General features: G+C 57.7%; 18 protein-coding genes and 1 pseudogene. 7 read left to right on the top strand and 12 right to left on the bottom strand.

Translation table 11 applies throughout. The features are described from left to right. Positions 1–7 precede the first annotated feature (7 nt). A complete protein-coding gene (locus PKO02S_RS17985; protein ID WP_127585225.1) occupies positions 8–562 on the top strand; it encodes a superoxide dismutase family protein in 555 nt (184 codons plus the stop codon). Between the two features lie 21 nt (positions 563–583). On the opposite strand, the pseudogene PKO02S_RS33900 reads toward PKO02S_RS17985, so the two are convergent. The 11 genes and pseudogenes from PKO02S_RS33900 to PKO02S_RS17930 form a co-directional block, all read right to left on the bottom strand. Further along, positions 584–745: pseudogene (locus PKO02S_RS33900) on the bottom strand (helix-turn-helix transcriptional regulator); the annotation flags it as partial. Between the two features lie 143 nt (positions 746–888). Further along, complete coding sequence (locus tag PKO02S_RS17975) at positions 889–1,599, bottom strand: PIG-L deacetylase family protein (RefSeq protein WP_127585224.1); 711 nt, start codon at positions 1,597–1,599, stop codon at positions 889–891. A 13-nt stretch (positions 1,600–1,612) separates the two neighbouring features. Further along, positions 1,613–2,569 (bottom strand): GNAT family N-acetyltransferase, encoded by a 957-nt coding sequence (locus PKO02S_RS17970; protein WP_127585223.1) that lies wholly within the window; start codon positions 2,567–2,569, stop codon positions 1,613–1,615. A gap of 251 nt (positions 2,570–2,820) precedes the next feature. Next, positions 2,821–4,011 carry an anhydro-N-acetylmuramic acid kinase gene (locus tag PKO02S_RS17965; protein ID WP_127585249.1) on the bottom strand — a complete coding sequence of 397 codons (1,191 nt, stop codon included), beginning with the start codon at positions 4,009–4,011 and terminating at the stop codon, positions 2,821–2,823. 13 nt (positions 4,012–4,024) lie between these two features. Beyond that, on the bottom strand, positions 4,025–5,734 hold the full coding sequence (gene nagZ / locus PKO02S_RS17960; protein ID WP_127585222.1) for a beta-N-acetylhexosaminidase: 1,710 nt from the start codon (positions 5,732–5,734) through the stop codon (positions 4,025–4,027). Beyond that, positions 5,734–6,957, bottom strand: a complete 1,224-nt coding sequence (locus tag PKO02S_RS17955) for an exo-beta-N-acetylmuramidase NamZ family protein (RefSeq protein ID WP_174819922.1) — start codon at positions 6,955–6,957, stop codon at positions 5,734–5,736. Before PKO02S_RS17955 ends, nagZ begins: the two co-directional genes overlap by 1 nt. A 282-nt stretch (positions 6,958–7,239) precedes the next feature. After that, the gene (locus PKO02S_RS17950; RefSeq protein WP_127585221.1) at positions 7,240–7,965 is read right to left on the bottom strand and encodes a hypothetical protein; all 726 of its coding nucleotides are present in this window, start codon (positions 7,963–7,965) and stop codon (positions 7,240–7,242) included. A gap of 96 nt (positions 7,966–8,061) precedes the next feature. Next, on the bottom strand, positions 8,062–9,168 hold the full coding sequence (locus PKO02S_RS17945) for an ABC transporter ATP-binding protein (RefSeq protein WP_127585220.1): 1,107 nt from the start codon (positions 9,166–9,168) through the stop codon (positions 8,062–8,064). A 54-nt stretch (positions 9,169–9,222) separates the two neighbouring features. Further along, positions 9,223–10,056, bottom strand: coding sequence for a carbohydrate ABC transporter permease (locus PKO02S_RS17940; RefSeq protein ID WP_127585219.1), 834 nt, complete (start codon positions 10,054–10,056; stop codon positions 9,223–9,225). A 13-nt stretch (positions 10,057–10,069) separates the two neighbouring features. Further along, on the bottom strand, positions 10,070–10,987 hold the full coding sequence (locus PKO02S_RS17935) for a carbohydrate ABC transporter permease (RefSeq protein ID WP_127585218.1): 918 nt from the start codon (positions 10,985–10,987) through the stop codon (positions 10,070–10,072). Positions 10,988–11,139: 152 nt separating this feature from the next. Then, positions 11,140–12,522 carry an ABC transporter substrate-binding protein gene (locus tag PKO02S_RS17930; protein ID WP_127585217.1) on the bottom strand — a complete coding sequence of 461 codons (1,383 nt, stop codon included), beginning with the start codon at positions 12,520–12,522 and terminating at the stop codon, positions 11,140–11,142. A 358-nt stretch (positions 12,523–12,880) separates the two neighbouring features. Between PKO02S_RS17930 and PKO02S_RS17925 the strand changes: the two genes are divergently transcribed. Next, the gene (locus tag PKO02S_RS17925) at positions 12,881–13,873 is read left to right on the top strand and encodes a BadF/BadG/BcrA/BcrD ATPase family protein (RefSeq protein ID WP_127585216.1); all 993 of its coding nucleotides are present in this window, start codon (positions 12,881–12,883) and stop codon (positions 13,871–13,873) included. A gap of 6 nt (positions 13,874–13,879) precedes the next feature. Beyond that, positions 13,880–14,794 carry an N-acetylmuramic acid 6-phosphate etherase gene (murQ, locus tag PKO02S_RS17920; protein WP_127585215.1) on the top strand — a complete coding sequence of 305 codons (915 nt, stop codon included), beginning with the start codon at positions 13,880–13,882 and terminating at the stop codon, positions 14,792–14,794. 618 nt (positions 14,795–15,412) lie between these two features. Here murQ and PKO02S_RS17915 read toward each other — a convergent pair. After that, positions 15,413–16,621, bottom strand: a complete 1,209-nt coding sequence (locus tag PKO02S_RS17915) for a helix-turn-helix domain-containing protein (RefSeq protein WP_127585214.1) — start codon at positions 16,619–16,621, stop codon at positions 15,413–15,415. A gap of 288 nt (positions 16,622–16,909) precedes the next feature. On the opposite strand from PKO02S_RS17915, the gene PKO02S_RS17910 reads away from it, so the two are divergent. From PKO02S_RS17910 to PKO02S_RS17895, 4 genes are all read left to right on the top strand, one after another. Continuing rightward, a complete protein-coding gene (locus PKO02S_RS17910) occupies positions 16,910–17,962 on the top strand; it encodes a sulfonate ABC transporter substrate-binding protein (RefSeq protein WP_246067109.1) in 1,053 nt (350 codons plus the stop codon). Positions 17,963–18,034: 72 nt separating this feature from the next. Next, positions 18,035–19,222, top strand: coding sequence for an FMNH2-dependent alkanesulfonate monooxygenase (ssuD, locus tag PKO02S_RS17905; protein WP_127585213.1), 1,188 nt, complete (start codon positions 18,035–18,037; stop codon positions 19,220–19,222). Further along, on the top strand, positions 19,194–19,976 hold the full coding sequence (ssuC, locus tag PKO02S_RS17900; RefSeq protein WP_127585212.1) for an aliphatic sulfonate ABC transporter permease SsuC: 783 nt from the start codon (positions 19,194–19,196) through the stop codon (positions 19,974–19,976). The genes ssuD and ssuC overlap by 29 nt, the downstream gene beginning before the upstream one ends. A gap of 18 nt (positions 19,977–19,994) precedes the next feature. Next, positions 19,995–20,765, top strand: coding sequence for an ATP-binding cassette domain-containing protein (locus PKO02S_RS17895; protein ID WP_127585211.1), 771 nt, complete (start codon positions 19,995–19,997; stop codon positions 20,763–20,765). The last annotated feature ends 92 nt before the right edge of the window (positions 20,766–20,857 follow it).

Genomic DNA, 20,857 nt, shown 5'->3' with positions numbered 1-20,857 from the left:
TATGACTATGAAACGAGTACTATTATACGGAACCATGCTGCTGGCGCTGACGGCGTGCAGCAAAGCGGCGCCGACGTCCGCCAGCTTGGAGACGGAGCCGCCAAAACCGACAGGTGCAGCGATGTCGATTAGCATTATCAACGGGAGCGGCACCGCTATCGGAGCCGCCAAGCTGACACCGGTCGTACACGGTATCGTGTTCGATGTCGAAGTGTCGGGACTGACCCCGGGCGAGCACGGGATCCACATTCACGATACCGGCAAATGCGAGACGCCGGATTTCAAGAGTGCTGGCGCCCACTTCAATCCGGGCGGTAAGCAGCATGGCTACGCCAATCCGCAGGGCTTCCATGCGGGCGACTTCCCGAACTTGACCGTCGGTGCGGACGGCAAGGCGAAAGCGCAATTGTTCCAGGCAAACGTCACGCTGGAGAAAGGCAAGCCGAGCTCGCTCCTCAAGGAAGGCGGCACCGCGCTCGTCATCCACGACAAGCCGGATGATCTGAAGACCGACCCGAGCGGCAACTCCGGCGACCGTCTCGCATGCGGACCGATTAAGTAACCCTCGAACCGATTTTTTGAAGTTTTTGGATAAGTAATGGATGCTGTTGTAGCCGAGCCGCTCTCCGATTTCCGTAAAATTGAGGGATGATTCACGAATCAGCGTCTTCGCCTCCTCGATCTTCATTTGGTTAAACGTCTCGATTACTCCTGCTCCTTGCGCCGACCGGAACGCCTTCTTCAGCTGAGATTTGCTGCTGAATTGATTCGAGCTGCATGAACAGAGGCTGCCCCTTCCCGCGTCGATCAGACGCGAGTAGGGAGCAGCCTCTGGCGGTTGGTGCCGTTGAGATGGATTTCCTGCTTGGCTTGACGGCCTTAGCCGGACTATTCGAACATTTGCAGACGCTTGTTTAGCGAGCCGCGAGGCACGCCGAACGCTTCCGCGCGCTTCATGCGCGCCGGGGCGCCGCGGACGATCTTGAGCGCGCTGTAGTAATCGATGTAAGGCCAGCCGGTCTCGCCGCGAGCGAAGGCATACTGGCTGAGCGCCTTCAGCCAAAGCTCGTAAGCTTCGTCCGGAATGTCGATGAACACTTGCGGCTCGAAGTCGTCGGCATCCTCCCAATTGTCGGTGTAATACAGCTTGCGGGCAAAATGGTTCGGCAAATCCCGCTCGATGTTTTTAAGCGCCGCATAAAACTGGGCATCCTGCACGATGTAATGCGTGTTCGAGTGGTCCTTGTGCATGCTGTTTTTCCAGTGCGTGATCAGGATGTCAGGCTTCACCTCGCGGATGACGTCCGCCACCTGGTATTTGATCTCGTCATTCAGCGGCAGCTCAGCGTCCTTGTAGTTGAAAAAGCGGACATCCGCGCCGATGCTATCGGCAAACTTGTACGCTTCCTCGATTTTCTGCTTGGCATACTCGGTCGGCGTCAGCGTCGGATGGCCCTTCTCGCCCGGCGTCAAGTGCAGCATCGTCACTTTATGCCCGGCTAGGACATACTTCGCCATCGTGGCACCGGCTACAAGCTCAACATCGCCCGCATGCGCTCCGATCGCAAGAATATGCGATTTCGTCTGTTCCGTACTCATGGTTGTCTCGCTCCTATTCTGTTTGGACAAGCTTCATCACATGGAAGCTTCGCGTAATTTGGAATCCGACTTTCTTGTAAAGGTACCCCGCCGGCGTTGTCTCGCCGGTCCAGAGGAACCAGGCCCCGTGCAGCCCTTGCGCGCGCATCGAGGACAGGCAGTCGTGCAGCAAAATTTTGCCGAGCCCTTTGCCCTGCTGCCCCGGATCGACGCCGAACGGACCGAACCGTTCCTTGACGCCTTCGTAGCCCCCGTGCAGGCAGAACCCGGCCAGCTTGCCCTGCTCGCGAACGACCAGAATGCTGGACATCGGCAGCCCTTGCAGCACGCCCTCGCGAATCGCGCGGCCCCAGTCGGGGTTGAACGCGTTCGTCGCGAACTGGATCAGCTCGTATAGATCGCCGTCCTGTGCCGTGGTGAACGTGTAGCCTTCGCTGAGCCGCAGCCGTTTCAGCGCGGCCACATCTGTCGGGGCCTCATAGTCGACGAGCGAGAAGTCCATCGCGATCGGCGAGTACAGGCGTGCGAACCCCTGGGCTTGCAGAAATGCGAACCCTGCCGGATACGCCGCGGGATCGATGCCCGGCACGATATAGTTAGGCGCGTACGAGGAAAAGAAGATCGCCTTGCGCCCTTGCTCCCGCAGGAAAGCGACAGCTTCCTGCATGAGCCGAGAGCCGACGCCTTGACGGCGCAGCTCCGGCGCGACGAAGAAAAACGGAATCCAGCCGTTGTCAGGCTCCAGCTCGGTGCCGTGCATGGGCAACAGTCGTCTGACTGTGTAAACGCAGCCCACGACGCAGCCTTCTTCGTCCGCAGCGATGCGCAGCCCTTGCGGGTCGAAGTTGGCGTCCAGCAGCACCAGGTTGCGGAAGCGGGTGGACGTGATCGGATCGCGCGTCAAGCAGCGGTTCCATAGGGGGACGAGCTCGGTTTCATCTCCGGATTGATAAATGCGGTAAGTCAGCATCCTTAGGTCATCTCCTTGCAATTCAATGAAAGACAGAAACCATACAAGCAAAAATTATGACTATTCTGCACTAACTCCTGCACCTCGTAGCACTCTGAGCACCAGTTTAGTCAATTTTCTACACTAACTCCTGCTCCACGCACCACTCTGAGCACCAATTAGTCAATTTTCTGCACTAACTCCTGCTCCACGCACCACTCTGAGCGCCAGTTAGTCAATTTTCTGCACTAACTCCTGCCCTAAGCATTCGGCTACCAGGGCAAGGCCAGCTTGCCCATCACGGTTGATGTGCTCGCACCGGTCGCCGAGGGCAGGTTGTTCGGAATGCCTTGCACGAAGTTGTTGGCGAAAATCGCGAACGCGACGGCTTCCTTGGCGTCACTCGAGATGCCGATCGCCTCGGTTGTCTCGATGCGCAGGCCCGGCAGCAGCTCGCCGATCATCGCGAGCAGCGTTTGGTTGTGGGCGCCGCCGCCGGACACGAACACGTCATGGATCGCCATCGCCGGCAGGACGAAGTCCCGGTAGCTCTGTGCGATCGAGTGCGCCGTGAAGGCGGTGAATGTCGCGACGATGTCGGCGTCGCTCAAGCCCGCTTGCTGCATGCGGCCGATCCAGTCGAGCGCGTACGCCTTGCCGAACAGCTCGCGGCCCGTCGTCTTCGCCGGCTTGCGGGAGAAGTACGGGTGGCTCATCAGCTGTTCGACAAACGAAGCGCTCGGGGTGCCGGCCGCCGCCCAGGCGCCGCCTTCGTCATAGCTCCGGGCACCCTTGGACAGCGTGTAGACCGCTTGGTCGATCAGCATGTTGCCCGGACCGGTATCGAAGGCGATGACCTGCTCCGGTTGAGCGGCGGCCGGGATCGCCGAGCAGTTGCCGATGCCGCCGATGTTCTGGGCGATGACGCCCTTCGTCTCGCGGCGGCACAGGATGAAGTCGGCGTACGGCACGAGCGGCGCGCCTTGCCCGCCGACCGCCATGTCGGCGGTGCGGTAGTCGCCGACGACCGGTTTGCCGGTCGCCTTGGCGAGCACGGACAAGTCGCCGATCTGCAACGTCGAACGAACGAGCGTGGCATCGTCGGCGTCGTTCTCCGGAATATGCCAGATCGTCTGTCCATGCGAGCTGACTAGGTCGATGTCGTCCATCGTCAGACCCGCACTCTCAACCGCGCGGCGGACGGCTCCGGCGAAGCGATCCGCTATGCTGAAGTTCATGGCGCATATATGCGCCACGTCGGAGCGTTCTACGCTGCACAGATCCTTGATTTGCTCGCGAAGCGCATCATCGTACGGCTCCGAGTAGAAGTGGACGAGCTCCACCTTGGAATCGAGTCCGCTGCCGGTAATCCGGACGATCGCCGCATCGACGCCGTCCAGCGAAGTGCCGGACATGAGGCCGACGACCATGCGGCTTGGTTGGTTCAATAAATCGCGAAGCATGCTCATAGCTGCGTTACACCCTCCCTGCTTCAGCCCGATACAAGCTGCCGATCGACACCGGCAGCTTGCCCGCCGCCGGGATGCGGCCGGTCAAGAACTTCGCGGCGGACTGAAGCGCCAGCGAACGCGATTCGTAGATCGCGACGAATGTCGGCACATCCGGGAACTGCAGCAAGTCATACGGGTTCCGCTGGGCGACGACGATAGGCTGCTTGCCGAGCGCCATGACGCGGCGGACGAGCTCGCCCTGCGCCGGGAAAAACGCCGCGTTGTACGTCGCGATGACGACCTGGTCGTACGCTCCGCCTGCAGCCAATGCGGCCAGCTCGTCGACCCGGCCCTCGAGCTCCGCCGGTGCGAGCACGCGCTCGTCCACCGCCGCCAGCCCTTGCGCCTGCAGCGCGCGGCCAAGCGTCATCGGCGCCTCGAGCGCCTCATCCACCTGCGTCACGACCGCAGGCTGCATCACAAGCGCGAGCGTGCGCCCAGCGCCATCGCCCGCTGCGCGCAAGGGCAGCGCGCCCTCCGCGGCGCGCACACAAGTGACGCTCGCCTCGCTCAGCGACTGGGCGAGCGCCATGTGCTCGCGGCCGCCGACACGGGCGAACGCCTCGCCGGCCGTCGGCGCCGCCGCCCGCGCGGCGACGGCAGCCGCGGTCACGCCGCGCTTCGCCTTCAGTGCGAGCAGCCGCTGCACGGACGCGTCGATCCGCGCCTCCGCAATGCGCCCGCTCTCGACCGCGGCGACTAGCGCCTCGACCGCGCCATACTGCAAGTCGTGGCGGTGGCTGAGCAGCACCATATCCGCCCCAGCCTCGACCGCCATAACAGCGGCATTCACCGTGCCATAATGCCCGGCGATCGCATTCATCTCCATACAATCGGTCATGATGACGCCGTCATAGCCAAGCTCCTCGCGCAGCAATCCCGTCAAGACGCGGCGCGACAATGTCGCTGGCAGCCCATCCGGCTCGAACGCCGGGAAATACACATGCGACGACATGATGGAGTCGACCCCGCCTTGAATGGCACGCACGAATGGCGGCAGCTCTACAGAGTAAATCCGCTCGCGGTCATGTTTGATTTTCGGCAAATCCAGATGCGAGTCCACATCCGTATCCCCATGCCCTGGAAAATGTTTGGCCGCTGCAGCAATGCCCGCCTCCTGCAATCCGCGAATTGCAGCCAATCCGAAATCGCCGACCCGATCCGGCGACTCGCCATAGGACCGCACGCCGATCACCGGGTTGTTCGCGTTGTTGTTCACGTCCAGCACCGGCGCGAAATTCAGATTGATACCAAGCGCCCGTAGCTCTTCCCCAGCCACACGCGAAGCCTGGTACGACTGCTCGGCCGTTCCGCCCGCCGACAAAGCCATGTTGCCCGGCATAAGCGCCACGCCTTCGATCAACCTGGCAACCATGCCGCCTTCCTGGTCGATCGAAATCCACAGCGGCTCTCCGCCCGACTCGAGCGCAGCCTTTTGCAACGCCGCATTCATCTCCGCCACCTGCACCGCGCTGGAAACATTGCGCGCGAACAAAATTACGCCGCCGATCGCATGCTCCCGGATCAGCTTCAATATATCTTCATTCGGTATTGTTCCGTCGAAGCCACATTGCAGCATTTGCCCGATCTTACGGCGCAGCGACCAGCCAGCCAAATCGACTCCGGTCCCCGCTCCTGTCTGCTGCAGCTCCCCTTCATTCCCTTTCGCGACCATTACGCCGACCCTCCTCTTTCCCCTTCTTGATCGTCAACGCTCCTATACAGCAAATACGGCTCGCGCTCCCGCTTCCAGGCTTCCGCCTCAACACGGAACTTCTCAACGATCGGCCCCAGCGAGCCTTCCTGCTCGATGGTCGTCCGAATCAAGTCGTCGCCGGTCAAATAATCCATGAAATTTTTGCGCCCTTCCTTGAAAGGAGGAATCCATTCAAACTGTTCCGGATGTAGCCGCGCCACGGTATGCAGCAGCGTCAACCCGCTCTCCAATGGGCGGTAAGCGTCCTTATCGGTTACGTAGGTGAACACGCCGTTGCACAAAGCGCCTTGATGCTTGGAGAACATTGGCGTGAACGTGACCGGATAAAAATAAACACCTGGCAGACCGCGCTCGTTCATACGCCGCGCCACCTCGTAATTGTCGAGCCATGGGGCGCCGATCTGTTCGAACGGTTTGGTTGTACCGCGGCCCTCCGACAAATTCGTACCCTCAAACAGGCAGTTGCCGGAATAAACGCGAACGGTGTCCATCGTAGGAATGTTCGGCGACGGCATAAGCCATGGCAAACCCGTATCCGGGTATTCCATATCCCGATACCAACCATCTATAGGCACAACGTCCAACTCGCAGCGCGTCTCGGCGCGGTCGTTCACGTAACGGGCGAACTCCCCGATCGTGAGGCCCGTCCGGTAAGGCACGCCCGGCCAGCGGCCGACCATCGATTCGAAGCCGGGAACGAGCAACCCGCCTTCGACGGTATTGCCGCCGAGCGGATTGGGTCGATCCAGTACGATGAACCGTTTCCCGTTCTCCGCGCAAGCTTCCATCATGTTGATCATCGTGCTCAAGTATGTGTAGAACCGGACGCCCAAGTCCTGAATGTCGAATAAGACCGCATCGACAGGCTCCAGCATCGCCGCGGTCGGTTTTTTATTCGTCCCATATAGGCTGTACACCGTGATCCCCAACCGCTCGTCAAGCTCATCCTCGAACAAGACGCCTGCCTGACGTTCGCCGCGGATGCCATGCTCGCACGCATAAAGCGCCGTTAATGTTGCGGATTCCAAACCCGCACATACGTCGATTGTGGACTTGAAATTCCGGTCGATCCCGGTCGGCGCCGTCAGCAGCCCGATCCGCGCGCCGCTTAAGTGACGCTCCGCCCATGTCGGTAATTGATCGGCCCCGGTTCTCACTACGCTCCCCTTCAAGCTGTTCATCCTCGCTACTCCTCCGTCTTCTACTCTCTCTTTGTCCTTTACTATGAAAAAAAGCAAAAGCAACTATTGATGCTTGCTTTCTTCGGAGACCGCAACCGGCCGAATGAGCGAATCAACAACTGCTTTTGCTCGGATACCTTCAAGACCAAACGACTCTGCGGAAAACAACGTTATGACGTCATCTTATGTATGAAAAATCATACAAAATGGGACACAGCAACTGATCTGAGTCACGATTTGTATGAAAAATCATACAAAATGGGCGGGAGGTAAGGTGTCAGTCTAACAAAGTGCACGAGCCTCGGCACGACCGTCCAGCTCCAGCGACCGAGACTCGCGTCCCCCGCCGCCGGCCTCCTCATCCGCATGCTCCTCCCGCCGAATCAAGTTCGCCGTCAGCATATTCAGGTAGACGCCCATCATGCCCACGTACACGCAGCCGAAGCCGACAATTGTTATCCCTAAAACCAAAGTCAAACAGACGATCTGGAAAAACGCCCCGATCGTGTACAACGGATTTCCGACGAACAGCTTGACACTGCGTGCAATCGCGGCGAACACGTTCATCCGCTCCTGCACTACCAGAGGAAGCGTGTATACCTGCGACACGATCGCCATCGCGACGAAGTACGTCTGGAAGACCGCCAGCGAGAAATACACCATGCCGCTCTTGCCACCGTAATACCACCAGGAGGAGAGCAGGATGAGCACAAACAGCGACATCATCGCCCCGTACACCACGGATGCACCGAAGAACTTGAAGGTTCCGGCCCACATCACGCTTAGCCTTGGCTTCTCGCCGTCCAGCATCCGATGTGCAGCGTACAGCACACCGGTACAAACCGGTAAGTACAGCAGCACCGCCAACACGACGGCCAATCCGATCGGCAAGAAAAACACGAGCGGCAGCAATACGAGCGAGCTCACAATGCTGAACAGCGCGACCGGCACGATTTCCCGGTAAATCTGCACCCCGGTCTGGGCGATAATTTGACTCAACTTTTTCATGCAATCCCGCTCCTTCCATGGCATTCCGAACGGACCGGCACAGGACGGCGATTGAAGATGTTTTTTCCGCGCTCCGCCCAGACCGAGTCCACTCTCTTAATAAGCTATCCGCAGCTCCGTCTTCGGATCGAAGAACGAGAACTTGCTGCGGTCGAAGACGAACGTCTTCATCTGCCCGACACGCGCTTCCGTCTCCGGATTGACGCGAGCGGTGACCATCCGTCCGCCTACACGGAAGTAAACCAGATTCTCGGCGCCCAAGTTCTCAAGCACCTGCACCTGAGACGTCAAGACATGATCCTTTGGCACATTCAACACGAAATCGTCGCCGTAAATATGCTCCGGACGAATGCCGAGCACAATCTCGCGGCCCTCATAGTCCTTCAAAGCGGCAGCCATCGCCGAAGTGAGCTCGAACGCCGCTCCCTCAAGCACAACGCGACCGCCCTCGATGCGCGAATCGATGAAGTTCATCGCCGGCGACCCGATAAAGCCTGCGACGAACATGTTGTTCGGCTTGTTGTACAGCTCCGTCGGGGAAGCGATCTGTTGGATCGCACCCTTGTTCATGACGACGATGCGCTCGCCGAGCGTCATCGCTTCTACCTGATCATGCGTTACGTATACGATCGTAGCCCCCAATCGCTTATGCAGCTCGGCCAGCTCGACGCGCACCTGTATGCGCAGCTTGGCGTCCAGGTTGGACAGCGGCTCGTCGAACAGGAACACCTGCGGATCGCGCACGATCGCCCGTCCCAGCGCGACACGCTGGCGTTGACCGCCGGACAGCTCGCGCGGCTTGCGGTCGAGCATGTCTTGCAAGCCGAGAATAGCGGCTGCTTCCTTCACCTTGCTCTCAATCTCCGCCTTCGGCCGCTTCAGGTTTTTCAGCCCGAACGATAAATTTTCCTTCACCGTCATATGCGGGTACAACGCGTAATCCTGGAACACCATCGCGATGTCTCGGTCTTTCGGATGCAACGTATTGACGACCCGGTCGCCGATGATAATATCGCCGCTCGATTGCTGCTCCAGGCCCGCCATCATGCGTAGCGAAGTCGATTTGCCGCAGCCGGACGGCCCGACGAAGACGACGAATTCCTTATCGTTGATGACGAAGTCCGAGCCCGTCACCGCCGTGAACGTGCCGCGCTTAGGATCGACGTACTCTTTGACCACATTTTTAAACTCGACTCTAGCCATAAAATGGAACCTCCTCCTAAACTGAACCTTTTCCTGCTATGAAGAACCGCACCGTTACCCTTTGACTGCCCCGATCGTAATGCCTTGGAGAAAATATTTCTGCAGCGAGAAGAACAGGATGAACATAGGTACCGCACCGATCGTAGCACCTGCCATAATCGCGCCATAATCCGTCGCCTCCGCGAACTTGAAGCTCGCCAGACCGACCTGGATCGTACGCATGCTGTTGCTGCTCGTGACGAGCAAAGGCCAGAAGAAGTCGTTCCAATGAGCCACGAAGGTGAAAATCGCCAATACCGCCAACCCGGGCTTCGCCATCGGCATAATAATTTTCCAGAAAATCCCGAACTCGCTCGTCGCATCGATCCGTGCCGCATGAATAAGCGATGTCGGCAGCGAGGACATGTATTGCTTCATCAGGAAGATATTCCCCACGGTCGCGAGTGAGGGAAGCACAATCGCCGTGTACGTATTGCCGAGCTCGAACACATTGATCATCAGCACGTACAGCGGGATGAGCGTCACCTGCGCCGGAATCATCATCGTACTAAGCAAAATCCAGAAAATCGAATTGCGTCCCGGAAATTTCAGCTTCGCAAACGCATAACCCGCCAGAGAGGCGAAGAAGACGTTCGTCACCGTCAGGACGGAAGAAATGAGGAGCGAGTTGAACAGCCAGCGAACCGCCATCGTTTTGCCGAAAAACCGCTCATAAGGCGCCATCGACCAGACATCCGGAACCCACCGAGGCTGGAACGAAGCCGAAGCCTTGGAATCCTGGAAGGAGCCTATGATCATCCAATATAGCGGAACGATCGAGATGAGCACCCAGAGGACGAGCACCGCTGCGGACACCGCTATCAGTATTGATTTGGATCTCGATTGCAACGTGCACACCACCCTAATATTCGATATCGGAGGAGAAAAATTTGAACTGGATGACGGAGATGATGATGATGATCGCCGCCAGCACGAACGATTGCGCGGATGCGAGACCGAAGTTCGAGAACTGGAACGCCGTCTGATAGATCAAATAAGCGATCGTCGTCGTGGCGAAGTTCGGGCCGCCCTGCGTCATCAGGTACACGCTGATGAACACCTGGAACGAGGTGATGACGCCCGTTACCGTCAAATAGAGCGTCGTCGGCTTGAGCAGCGGCCACGTGATTTTGCTGAACTTCGTCCATCCGCTCGCATGGTCGATGTCGGCCGCTTCGTACAACGACTTCGGAATGCCGCCCATCGCCGCCAAATATAGAATGATGCCGGAGCCGTGCGCGCCCAGGTAGCTCATCAGGATGAGCGAGAACATCGCCGTGCTCGATTGGCCGAGCCAGATGACCGGATCGACGCCGAATATGCTTAGGAATCGGTTCAAGAGTCCGCCCGAGGTCGGGTCGTAAATCGCCAGCCACACGACGGAGATCGTAACCCCGGAAGCGACGGCCGGCAAATAAAGCGCCGCTTTGAAGAACGTCTGCCACGTATTTTTCATCTGATAAATAAAGAACGCCAGAACGAACGTAATGATGATGTTTACCGGAACAGTAGCCAGGGTAAAAACCGTTGTATTTTTAATGGATTTCCAGAACACGTCGTCCTTCATCATGTAGGCGTAGTTGTCCAGGCCGATCCATCTTGATTTCAAAACGTTATATTTCTGAAAGCTCATAATAAAAGCGGAAATGACCGGATACAGCGTAAAAACGACAAACAAAAGCACGGGAATCAAAATAAATAAGTAAGCCCATCCGTAATCCTTCCAAAAGCGAGTGAAGGACGAAGCGGCCGGTTTGGGTTGAACTGCGCGATTCTCCACCTATGTTCCTCCATTCTCCAACATACGTTAAAATGGAGAGCCCTATAGGATCCGTTCCCTACAGGGCCCTCCATCTCCGAAGCAACCGGTCCGTCAGGCGGCTTGCACCGCCCGGATTCCCCCTTGCTCCGAAGACCCCGCTCGCACGGGAGTTATTTGAGCATTTGCTCGCCCTTCGACTTGAGGTCCGCCGCTGCAGCATCCGCCGTCTTCTCGCCGGCCAGAAGCGCTTGGAACGTCGGCTTCAGCACTTGCTCGCGGTATTGCTTCAGAGCAGCCGCTTTCTCAGCCGTAATCTTCAGCGTTACGTTCGGCGAAGCGTTCTCGCGCATTTTGCCGGAAGCGACCAGGTTGTCGGCTTTCGCCAAGCTCTTGCCTTCGAATGCTTTCGCTTGCGATTTGCGTACGAATGGAAGCGCCAATTCGTTAGCGGAGTTGCCCGCTTTTGCCCCTGTCAGAGCTTCCATCACTAAAAACGCGTTTTTGGCATGCTGAGCGCCTTTATCGTTCTTCTGACGGAACATCACATACCCTTCACCGTTGCCGGAAGTTTTGCCATAGCCGGTAATCGAGTTGCCGTGAGGAACCGGCAGTTGGATGTAGTCCAGCTTTTCGCCTTGTACTTTGCCTGCTTCGATGTCTTTGTTGCGGTTGGCGATCATGATGTCGTAATACGGAATCCCTTTCGAGATAATCGCCGCTTGGCCGGCATACAGCATCTCGGTACGTTTCGCCGGAGTCAAGGCAGCCGTTTCCTTAGGAAGGACACCGTCCTTGCGCAGCGACTCGATAAACTTCAACGTGTCGGCCATCTTGGCGTCGTTCCAGATAAAGGAGCCTTTCTCGTCGACTGCGTCTACAAGGCCGTTCGCACGGCTCAGCATATCGATCAGGTCCGTGGAAGTGCCGTCGGATACGAGTGCGTATTGCGTCGAGCCGTCTGGAAGCTTCTTGGTCAGTTTCTTGGCTGCTGCCAGGAATTCATCCCATGTCCAGCCGTTTTGTTGAATTTTCTTATAGTCGATGCCGGCTTCGTCCAGGATGCGTTTGTTGGCGCCCCAGCCCCAGAGCGATTGGTAGATCGGTAGGCCGTATTGCTTGCCGTTCATCTGCATCGTCTCTAGCGTACCGGTTTGGAAATCGTCTTTGATGGCTTGCGTCATGTAAGAATCAAGCGGCAGGACGAGACCTGTGTCCACATAAGCGCCGTTCAGTGCGCCAAAGTACAGATCCGGTGGATCTCCCGCGTTCAGAGCAACGTCGAATTTCTTAGGACCCTCAGCCCAGGAGAGCACTTCGTACTCTACTTTAATGTGAGGATATTGTTTGTTGAAGTCGGCGACCAGATCTTTCATATCGTTCTCGTAAGTCGCGTGGACCGGGTAGGTCCATACTTTTACGGTGTCCGGAGTCGTGTCGACCTTCGTGTCGGTGCCGGTTTGCGGTGCAGGTTCTGCCTTTTTACCGCCGCATGCCGCCGTGATGGCTACAAGCACGAGGACCATGAATAAGGCTAGCCATTTGTTCATTTTCATCCTTCTTCGTTCCCCCTGATTCGAAATAGTTTGTGATGCATGCATACGAGTTCAGTTTGCTTGGAAATCCGGCAAGTTATTCGTAAGTTTGGCAATACTACCTACTGCATCCTGGCCGTCATTCGTCCGCCTACCGAATCCCTTCGGAAGCCCCGTCCTTGCTTTGAAAAAATGAAAAAAGGATGGGACCGCTTTCACATCGTTATTATATCGTGCGTGTAATAATATTTCAATATAAATTTATTTGTCATAAAATTTTATTTTACAAAGTGATGAACGTTCCTTTATACTTTGGTTAAAATGATGTGAGCTTGTCTCATGGTTGTATTTGTATTCTCTCAAAAGAAAGGTGATCGGCATGCGCTTGGCTATCGGCATCGACGGCGGCGGCACCAAAACGGAAGCGATTGCGCTCCGTTCGGATGCGCTGATGCCAGAAGCCGCCATTTCGGGGCTTCTCGGTCCGGCTTCCGGCACGCCGTCCTCGGCGATCGTCGCCAGAACGGCCGGCCTATCGACGAACCCGCACGCCGTCACGTTCGACGGCGCCATGGCGAACTTGGCCGCCCTGCTCGATGCGCTTCGCGCCGAGCCTGCTGCGGCCGGCGCCGAGTGGGACTCGGTCGTGCTCGGGCTGTCGGGCGTCAGCACCGACGATGAGCAAGCGGCCGTGTACCGCTATCTGGAGCAATACAAGGCGGAGCGCGGGATGCGCTTCGACTGTGCGATCCGCAACGACGCCCAGATCGCATTGATGGCGACGCTTGGCCGGGAGGAGGGCATCATCGCCATCTCTGGCACCGGCTCGATCATCTCCGGCTTGACGCCTTCCGGCGCCGCGTACCGGACCGGCGGCTGGGGCCATCTGCTCGGCGACGAAGGCAGCGGCTACGACATAGGCTTACGCATGCTCAAGACGGTCATGCGCAGCTACGACGGCATCCTGCCGCCGACTTCGATGACGGCGGCGCTGCTAGAGCGGCTTGGCTTCGCTTCTTTATTGGAGCTGAAGGCTTATGTGTACCAGCCGTCGGTCAAGAAGAGCGATATCGCCGGCTTCGCCGAAATCGCCATCCGCGCCTGCGAGGCAGGCGACCCGGGGGCGACGGCTGTGGTGGAGGCGTGTGCAGGCGAGTTGGCTGCCGCCGCTGTCGCTTTGATCCGGAAGGATGGCTGGTTCACAGGCTGCGATTTAGTAATGACAGGTTCGGTATTCAAGCACAGCCCTACTTTCGCGCATGTGTTTCGCACCCATGTCGCTCATGCATATCCTGAAATAAAGTTTCATACCGCCGAGCAGCCGCCCGCTTACGGAGCCGCGCTGCTGGCTTTGAAGACGAAAAGGAGTTAGTGCCCGATGACCAATTTATTAGACGATCTTACGACGGAGCAAGTGAACCCTCGTACGCGCAATATCGATTGTCAATCGACCGAAGAAATCGTCCGCTTGATCAATGAGGAAGACCGCCAGATTGCGGAGAAAATTCAAGAGCTGACGCCTGTTATTGCGAAAGCCGTGGATTACATCCTGGAATCGTTCCAGAAAGGCGGCCGCCTGCTCTACGTAGGCGCCGGTACAAGCGGACGGCTCGGCATTCTCGACGCCAGCGAATGCCCGCCGACTTACGGTACCGATCCTTCGATGGTGCAGGGCATCATCGCCGGCGGCGACCGGGCGATCAAGGATCCGGTGGAAGGCGCGGAGGACAGTGCCGAGACCGGTGCCGCCGACATCGAGGACCTGCTCAAGGTAGGGCCGAACGACACGGTTGTCGGCATCGCCGCCAGCGGCCGGACGCCTTATGTGCTCGGCGCGATGAAGCGCGCGCGGGAGCTGGGCGCGACGGTCATCGGCCTGTGCAACAACCATCACACCCCGATGTGCCAGTATGCGCATCATGTCATCGAAGCCGTCGTCGGTCCAGAGGTTGTGCTCGGCTCGACGCGTATGAAGGCCGGCACGGCGCAGAAGCTCGTGCTGAATATGCTGACGACGACGGCGATGATCCGTTTCGGCAAAGTGTACGACAACCTGATGGTCGACCTGAATCCGTCGAACGGCAAGCTCGTGCATCGCGCCAAGCGGATCATCTCGCTGGCGACCGGCGCGGTGGAGCCGCAAGTGAGCGAGGCGTACGACGCGGCCGACGGCCACGTGAAGACGGCGACGGTCATGCTGCTCGCCGGCGTCGACCGCGTGACGGCGGACCGGCTGCTCGTCGAGACCGGCGGCTTCGTCCGCAAGGCGGTCAAGCTGGCTACAAATTCATAATAGGTTGTATAGGCGTCGGGACGATAAGCAATCGTCTCGACGTTTTTTTTACAGATCAGAAAGTATAACTAAAGCGTGATGACGTACCGCTATTGGGCGGCAACAACGCCGGAACGAAATAGCGTGATGCGGGTTGCTACTTAAGGTGTTGTGACGGATGAAACGGTCGGCTGGATGCGATGTAGGGTAAAAATGGTCTACTTGACGGATGAAACGGTCGATTGGATGCGATGTAGGGTAATTAGGGGTCTACTTGGCGAAGTAAAACCCGGCTCATCGCCGGGCGGTGCTCCTACTATCCGACTTTTGGCATCCCCTTATGTTGCTCCCCAACGCCCGGACCCCCTGGTTGCGAAAATGCTGCGGAATGGGGCGATCATGGATCGTCTTAGAGGACGGTATACTAAGGTATCTGCCATTATCAGCAGACGGAAGCATACCCCATTTATTCAATTCAAGCTCTCGAAGACACAAAAAAAAGTAACACTGGAGATCTCCAGCGTTACTTCGGGGGCGGCATGTCGGCAAGACAATAAACAGTTCCAGCGAAGGCTAAACGGAGAATGTGATCGAGATTATTCTCAAATAGAGATTTTCCTCCTGCAGCTCCGGGCCAGTCTAATAAATGGACTCTTGTGACCAGTCGCCAGGCAGCGGGGCGTCCGGCAACTTCGGAAGCCTCAGCGCCTGTGCGGCGTATTGCAAGTACGGATTGCCTAGTTCGAACCCGGCTCGGTTCTCGGTGATTTTAGCGGTCGGAAGCCAGTCGGCCTGGCCGTCGCTCAGACGATGGAGCGTCTGCAAGTCTTTGCTGTAGAGGGAGGCATCCCAGCGGATGCCCGAGATGACGCCGGCTGCAACCGCAATCGGCACCCCGCTCGCTTCGGAGATGATGGCGGCGGACTTCGCCGGTTCTTGGCGCATGAACTTGTGAGCGCGAAGATGAGCCTTCAGATAAGCAATGACGACCTCCTCATTGTCGCGCGCCCAATGACCGTCCGCCATGAGTCCGGTCAAATAATCGCCGCCAATCCCTTCGTACGGCAGCGAGACGCCGGCTCCCAGCGATCGCGCCAAGCTCGGGTAGGGCTCCCACATAAAGCTCGCTCCGACTTTGGCTTCGAGGATGCCGTTTAGGCAATCGCGCATCGTGCGGTGTACGATCGGATCGGTTGCCAGCCCATAGGCGTTCATCCACTCTCGCAGCCGATAAGAAGCGCTGGAGTTCCCCACAGTGGAGATGACCGCTCCGCTAAGCTCTTCCGGACGATGTACCGCCTTCCTGGCGGGTACGACAAGAGAGAGGCCTCCGCCATTCCGCGCCTTTCCGTCGAACGCAAGGAACATCGGCTGAAAGCGGGGCAACAACAGGCTTAACGCCCGGCCGGCAATTAACGGATAGTCTCCGACCGACGCGATATGCACATGACCCCCGATCAGCTTCTCGACAAGCTCCATTCCGTTCGGCGCGTGGAGCCAATTCACTCGGTATGCTGTCGATGGACTCAGCCGCTCCAGCTCATCTTCGAAAATCCCGCGTTGCTTAATGATCAGCGTGCTCCATAACAAGGCAGCCCCGCTCTGATAACCGACAGTGACCACACGCTTCTTGGAGTCCTGCATCGGGTTTGATACTCCGACCCCCGACTCGCGTGCGTGCAGCCTCACCCAGGCTTGGAGTTTATCTTTATCAATCCAGATTTCCTTGCCGATCTTAATATGAGGCAGCTGTTTATCTTTGCGCCAACGATCGATCGTAGCCCGGCTGACGCCTAACAGATCCATCGCCTCCTGCAGGCGCAGCAGCCCTAATTGCTCGTTGGCCATCGTCGTTGTTCCCCCTCAAATTAATTCCAACTATTTTTATGGGATATATAGGATTTATCATTATCATAATAGATACTTGCACATATTTCAATCAGGACTTACAGGCTGAGCTACATAATCGAACGCGGCTGAACAAGGCCATTTTTCCTCATTGCTCCTCCATTCTCCTCATTGTTCCTCATTGTATTGACACATCTCGACAAGGATGATACCTTCACGTTAATAAAACTCAGTAAATTCATAGGAATTATTGGTTTTAATCAAAAATGAGCAAAGGGGCTGTTAGAAATGTTAAAGAAGCTGTATCGGAACAATGGAAAGGTTCGTATAGCGTTGATGTTGGCACTTGTGTTTGTCTTGTCGGTGTTATCCGCCTGTGCATCCAATTCGAATGAAGGATCGAACAAGTCGGACCCCACCTCATCGCCCGTTGCTGGAGCAACCGCAAGCGCATCGGCGCAACCCAGCAAAGCTCCAACCGTGGACAAAACCATTCGCATCGGTTACCAGAAGTACGCCTCGATCAATATTTTGAAAGTCAAAGGAGGCCTGGACGAGAAGCTGGCCGCAATTGGCTACAAGGCGGTCTGGACGGAATTCCCCGGTGGCCCGCAGCTGCTGGAAGCCGTCAACGTGGGCAGCATCGATTTTGGCAACGTAGGCGAAGCGCCGCCGATCTTCGCGCAAGCAGCCGGTACGCCGCTCGTCTACCTCGGCCACTCGCCCGCCAGCCCGAAGGCTGAAGCCATCCTGGTGCCGGAGAAATCTACGATAAAAACGGGAGCCGATCTGAAAGGCAAGAAGGTTGCTCTGAACAAAGGCTCGAACGTTCACTATTTGCTCGTGAAATATTTGGAGAAGGAAGGTTTGAAATACTCCGACATCGAGGTCGTCTTCCTCCCGCCTGCAGATGCGAGAGCCGCTTTCGAAAAAGGCAGTGTAGATGCCTGGGTCATCTGGGAGCCGTTCTACTCGGCCGCCCAGTTGGCGACGAAGGCTCGTGTGTTGGCTGACGGTACCGGTCTTGTCGACAACTACGAATACTACCTGTCTTCCCGCAAGTTCTATGAAACCGGCAAGCCGGCTCTCGATGTGCTGCTGGCTCAGCTGCAGGAATCCGACAAGTGGGCGGCGGCAAACCAAGACCAAGTAGCTGAAAAGCTCGCTCCGAATCTCGGTCTAGATGTCCCTACCCTCAAACAAGCGTTGTCCCACCGCGGCTTCGGCGTAGAACCGATTACGGATAACATCGTCGTCGCGCAGCAGAAAATCGCCGATGTGTTCTTCGACCTGAAGCTGATTCCGAACAAAATTTCGGTAAAAGAAGCGACCGTGAAGTAGCTCCTCTCATTGCCGACTCGCTCTGTTTATGCTATGAACCTACATCTTACTCCACTGGGAGGAGAATGCACGATGGAATTGTTCTGGTTCATCCCCCTTCACGGAGATGGCAAATACTTGGGAACCTCGGCGGGAGCGCGCGCCGTCGATTACGATTACATTCGCCAAATCGCGCAAGCGGCCGATCGGCTCGGCTATCACGGTGTACTGGTCCCTACAGGCAAAGCTTGCGAGGATGCCTGGGTTGCGGCGTCCTCGCTCATCCCGGCGACTCGCCGGCTGAAATTTCTTGTCGCCGTCCGTCCGGGGCTGATGTCCCCCTCGACAGCCGCTCGAATGGCTTCCACCTTCGATCGGCTGTCGGGGGGCCGGTTGCTCGTCAATGTCGTGACAGGCGGAGATCCTCATGAACTGGCCGGGGACGGCATCTTCCTCTCCCACGGCGACCGCTACGAGCAGACCGACGAATTTATGACGGTTTGGCGCAAGCTGATGCAAAACGAGAAGGTGTCGTATCAGGGCAAACATCTGCGGGTGGAAGAAAGCGAGCTGCTGTTTCCGCCGATTCAGCAGCCGTATCCGCCGATTTATTTTGGCGGCTCCTCGCCGGCGGCGCAGCAGATCGCTGCAGCTCACGTCGATTTTTATTTGACCTGGGGCGAACCTCCGGCCGATGTAGCGAAGAAAATCGCGGAGGTCCGGTCGCTCGCCGAGGCAAACGGCCGGAAGGTACGATTCGGCATCCGCCTGCACGTGATCGTCCGGGAGACGAGCGAGGAAGCTTGGGCGGCTGCCGACCAGCTGATCCGGTATGTGGACGAGGCGACGATCGAGGAGGCGCAAACGATTCTGACCCGCTACGATTCGGTGGGACAAAAGCGCATGGCCGATCTGCATAAGGGCGATAAGTCTTCTCTCGTCATCGGCCCGAATCTGTGGGCCGGCATCGGGCTGGTCCGCGGCGGAGCCGGCACCGCGCTGGTCGGCGATCCCGAATCGGTAGCTGCCCGAATCAAGGAGTACGGCGAGCTGGGGATCGAGACGTTTATTTTGTCCGGCTACCCTCACCTGGAGGAGGCGTACCGGGCCGCGGAGCTCTTGTTTCCGCTGCTGCCTCTGAAGACGCAGGCGACGCAGGCGGCTCTCAGTACGATTGAAGCATCGGGCGAATTGGTCGCATATAACAAACGTCCGGGCAACCGCACCGGACCGCACGCTGGAGGAAGCGCACATGAAACTGCTCGGCAAATGGCTCCATAGCCGGTTTTCCCCGGCATATGTCCCGATTCTCGTGCTTGTAGTCTGGCAAGTGCTTGGACAGTTCGGCTATATATCGACCCGGACGCTGCCGACCCCGCTCAAAGTAGCGGCGGCCGGCATTTCGCTTATTCGATCGGGTGAAATTTTCATTTATATTCTCGATAGTACGCGGAGGGCTTTTATCGGGCTCGGCATCGGCGGCGGGATCGGCTTTGTACTCGGCCTGCTGAACGGCTTGTCTCCCACCGCCAACCGCTTGCTGGACAGCACGCTGCAGATGGTTCGCAACGTGCCTCATCTGGCGCTCATTCCGCTGGTGATTTTATGGTTCGGCATCGACGAAAGCGCGAAAATTTTCCTTGTTGCGCTAGGGGTGTTTTTCCCCATTTACATGAATACGCTGCACGGCATCCGTTCCATCGACCCCGGCGTTATCGAGATGGCCAAAGTATATGGACTGAGCGGCTTCGCTTTCTACCGGGAAGTGATTTTACCCGGGGCGCTCTCCTCTATCCTCGTCGGCCTTCGCTACGCGTTGGGGTTCATGTGGCTGACACTCATCGTCGCCGAGACGATCTCGGCCAATTCCGGCATCGGCTACATGGCGATGAACGCTCGCGAGTTCATGCGGCTGGACGTGGTCGTGTTCGCCATCCTCCTCTATGCGCTGCTCGGGAAGCTGTCCGATTCGGCAGCCAAGCTGCTGGAACGCCGTCTGTTGAAGTGGAACCCGAACTATGCCAACAAACCATAACGAGAGGAGACCACTAATATGAGCGACATTCGACCGGGAGCCGGGCTCCATGTACGCACGGCCGCCAAAGCCTTCGGCGATAAACAGGTGCTGCGCGGCGTCGATCTGGATATCCCCGCCGGACAGTTCGTCGCAATCGTAGGGAGGAGCGGCTGCGGCAAAAGCACCCTGCTGCGGCTGATTGCCGGGCTGGAGGCGCCGAGCGGCGGAACGCTCGAGATCGACGGCCAGCCGATTCGCGGCATTCGCGAGGATACGCGCATGCTGTTCCAGGACGCCCGGCTGCTGCCGTGGCGAAAGGCCGTCGCCAATGTGCAGGTCGGCGTGAAGTCGAGAAGCCGCGAGCTGGCGCTGCAAGCGCTGGGGCAAGTCGGCCTGGCCGACCGCGCCGACGAATGGCCCGGCGTTCTGTCCGGTGGCCAGCGCCAGCGGGTCGCCTTGGCCCGTGCGCTGGCCGGCGAACCGCGCTTGCTGCTGCTCGACGAGCCGCTAGGCGCGCTCGACGCGCTCACTCGCATCGAGATGCAGCAGTTGATTGAGCGGCTGTGGGAGGAGCAGCAATTTACCGCCGTACTGGTCACGCATGACGTGGGCGAGGCGGTCGCCTTGGCGGACCGCGTCATCTTGATCGAGAACGGGCAAATTACGCTGGATGTAGACATTACGCTCGCTCGTCCCCGCGAACGCGACAGCGGCTTCATCCATTTCGAGAAGCTGATTCTGGATCGTATTCTCGAGCGTGAAGCCCTAGGACCGCAACAGGGGAAGAAGCTGGTCTATCACATTTAGTGAAGCTGAAATATAGCAAGCTAAAGGATTCAAAATTTTTAAAAAATCCTCTGGAGAAGAGCACTCCAGAGATCCTTGGTGGTTACGTTAGA

It is taken from the genome of Paenibacillus koleovorans NBRC 103111 (genome assembly GCF_004000845.1).
Classification (GTDB): Bacteria; Bacillota; Bacilli; order Paenibacillales; family NBRC-103111; genus Paenibacillus_AA; species Paenibacillus_AA koleovorans.
This window is presented reverse-complemented; position numbering and strand designations above follow the sequence as displayed.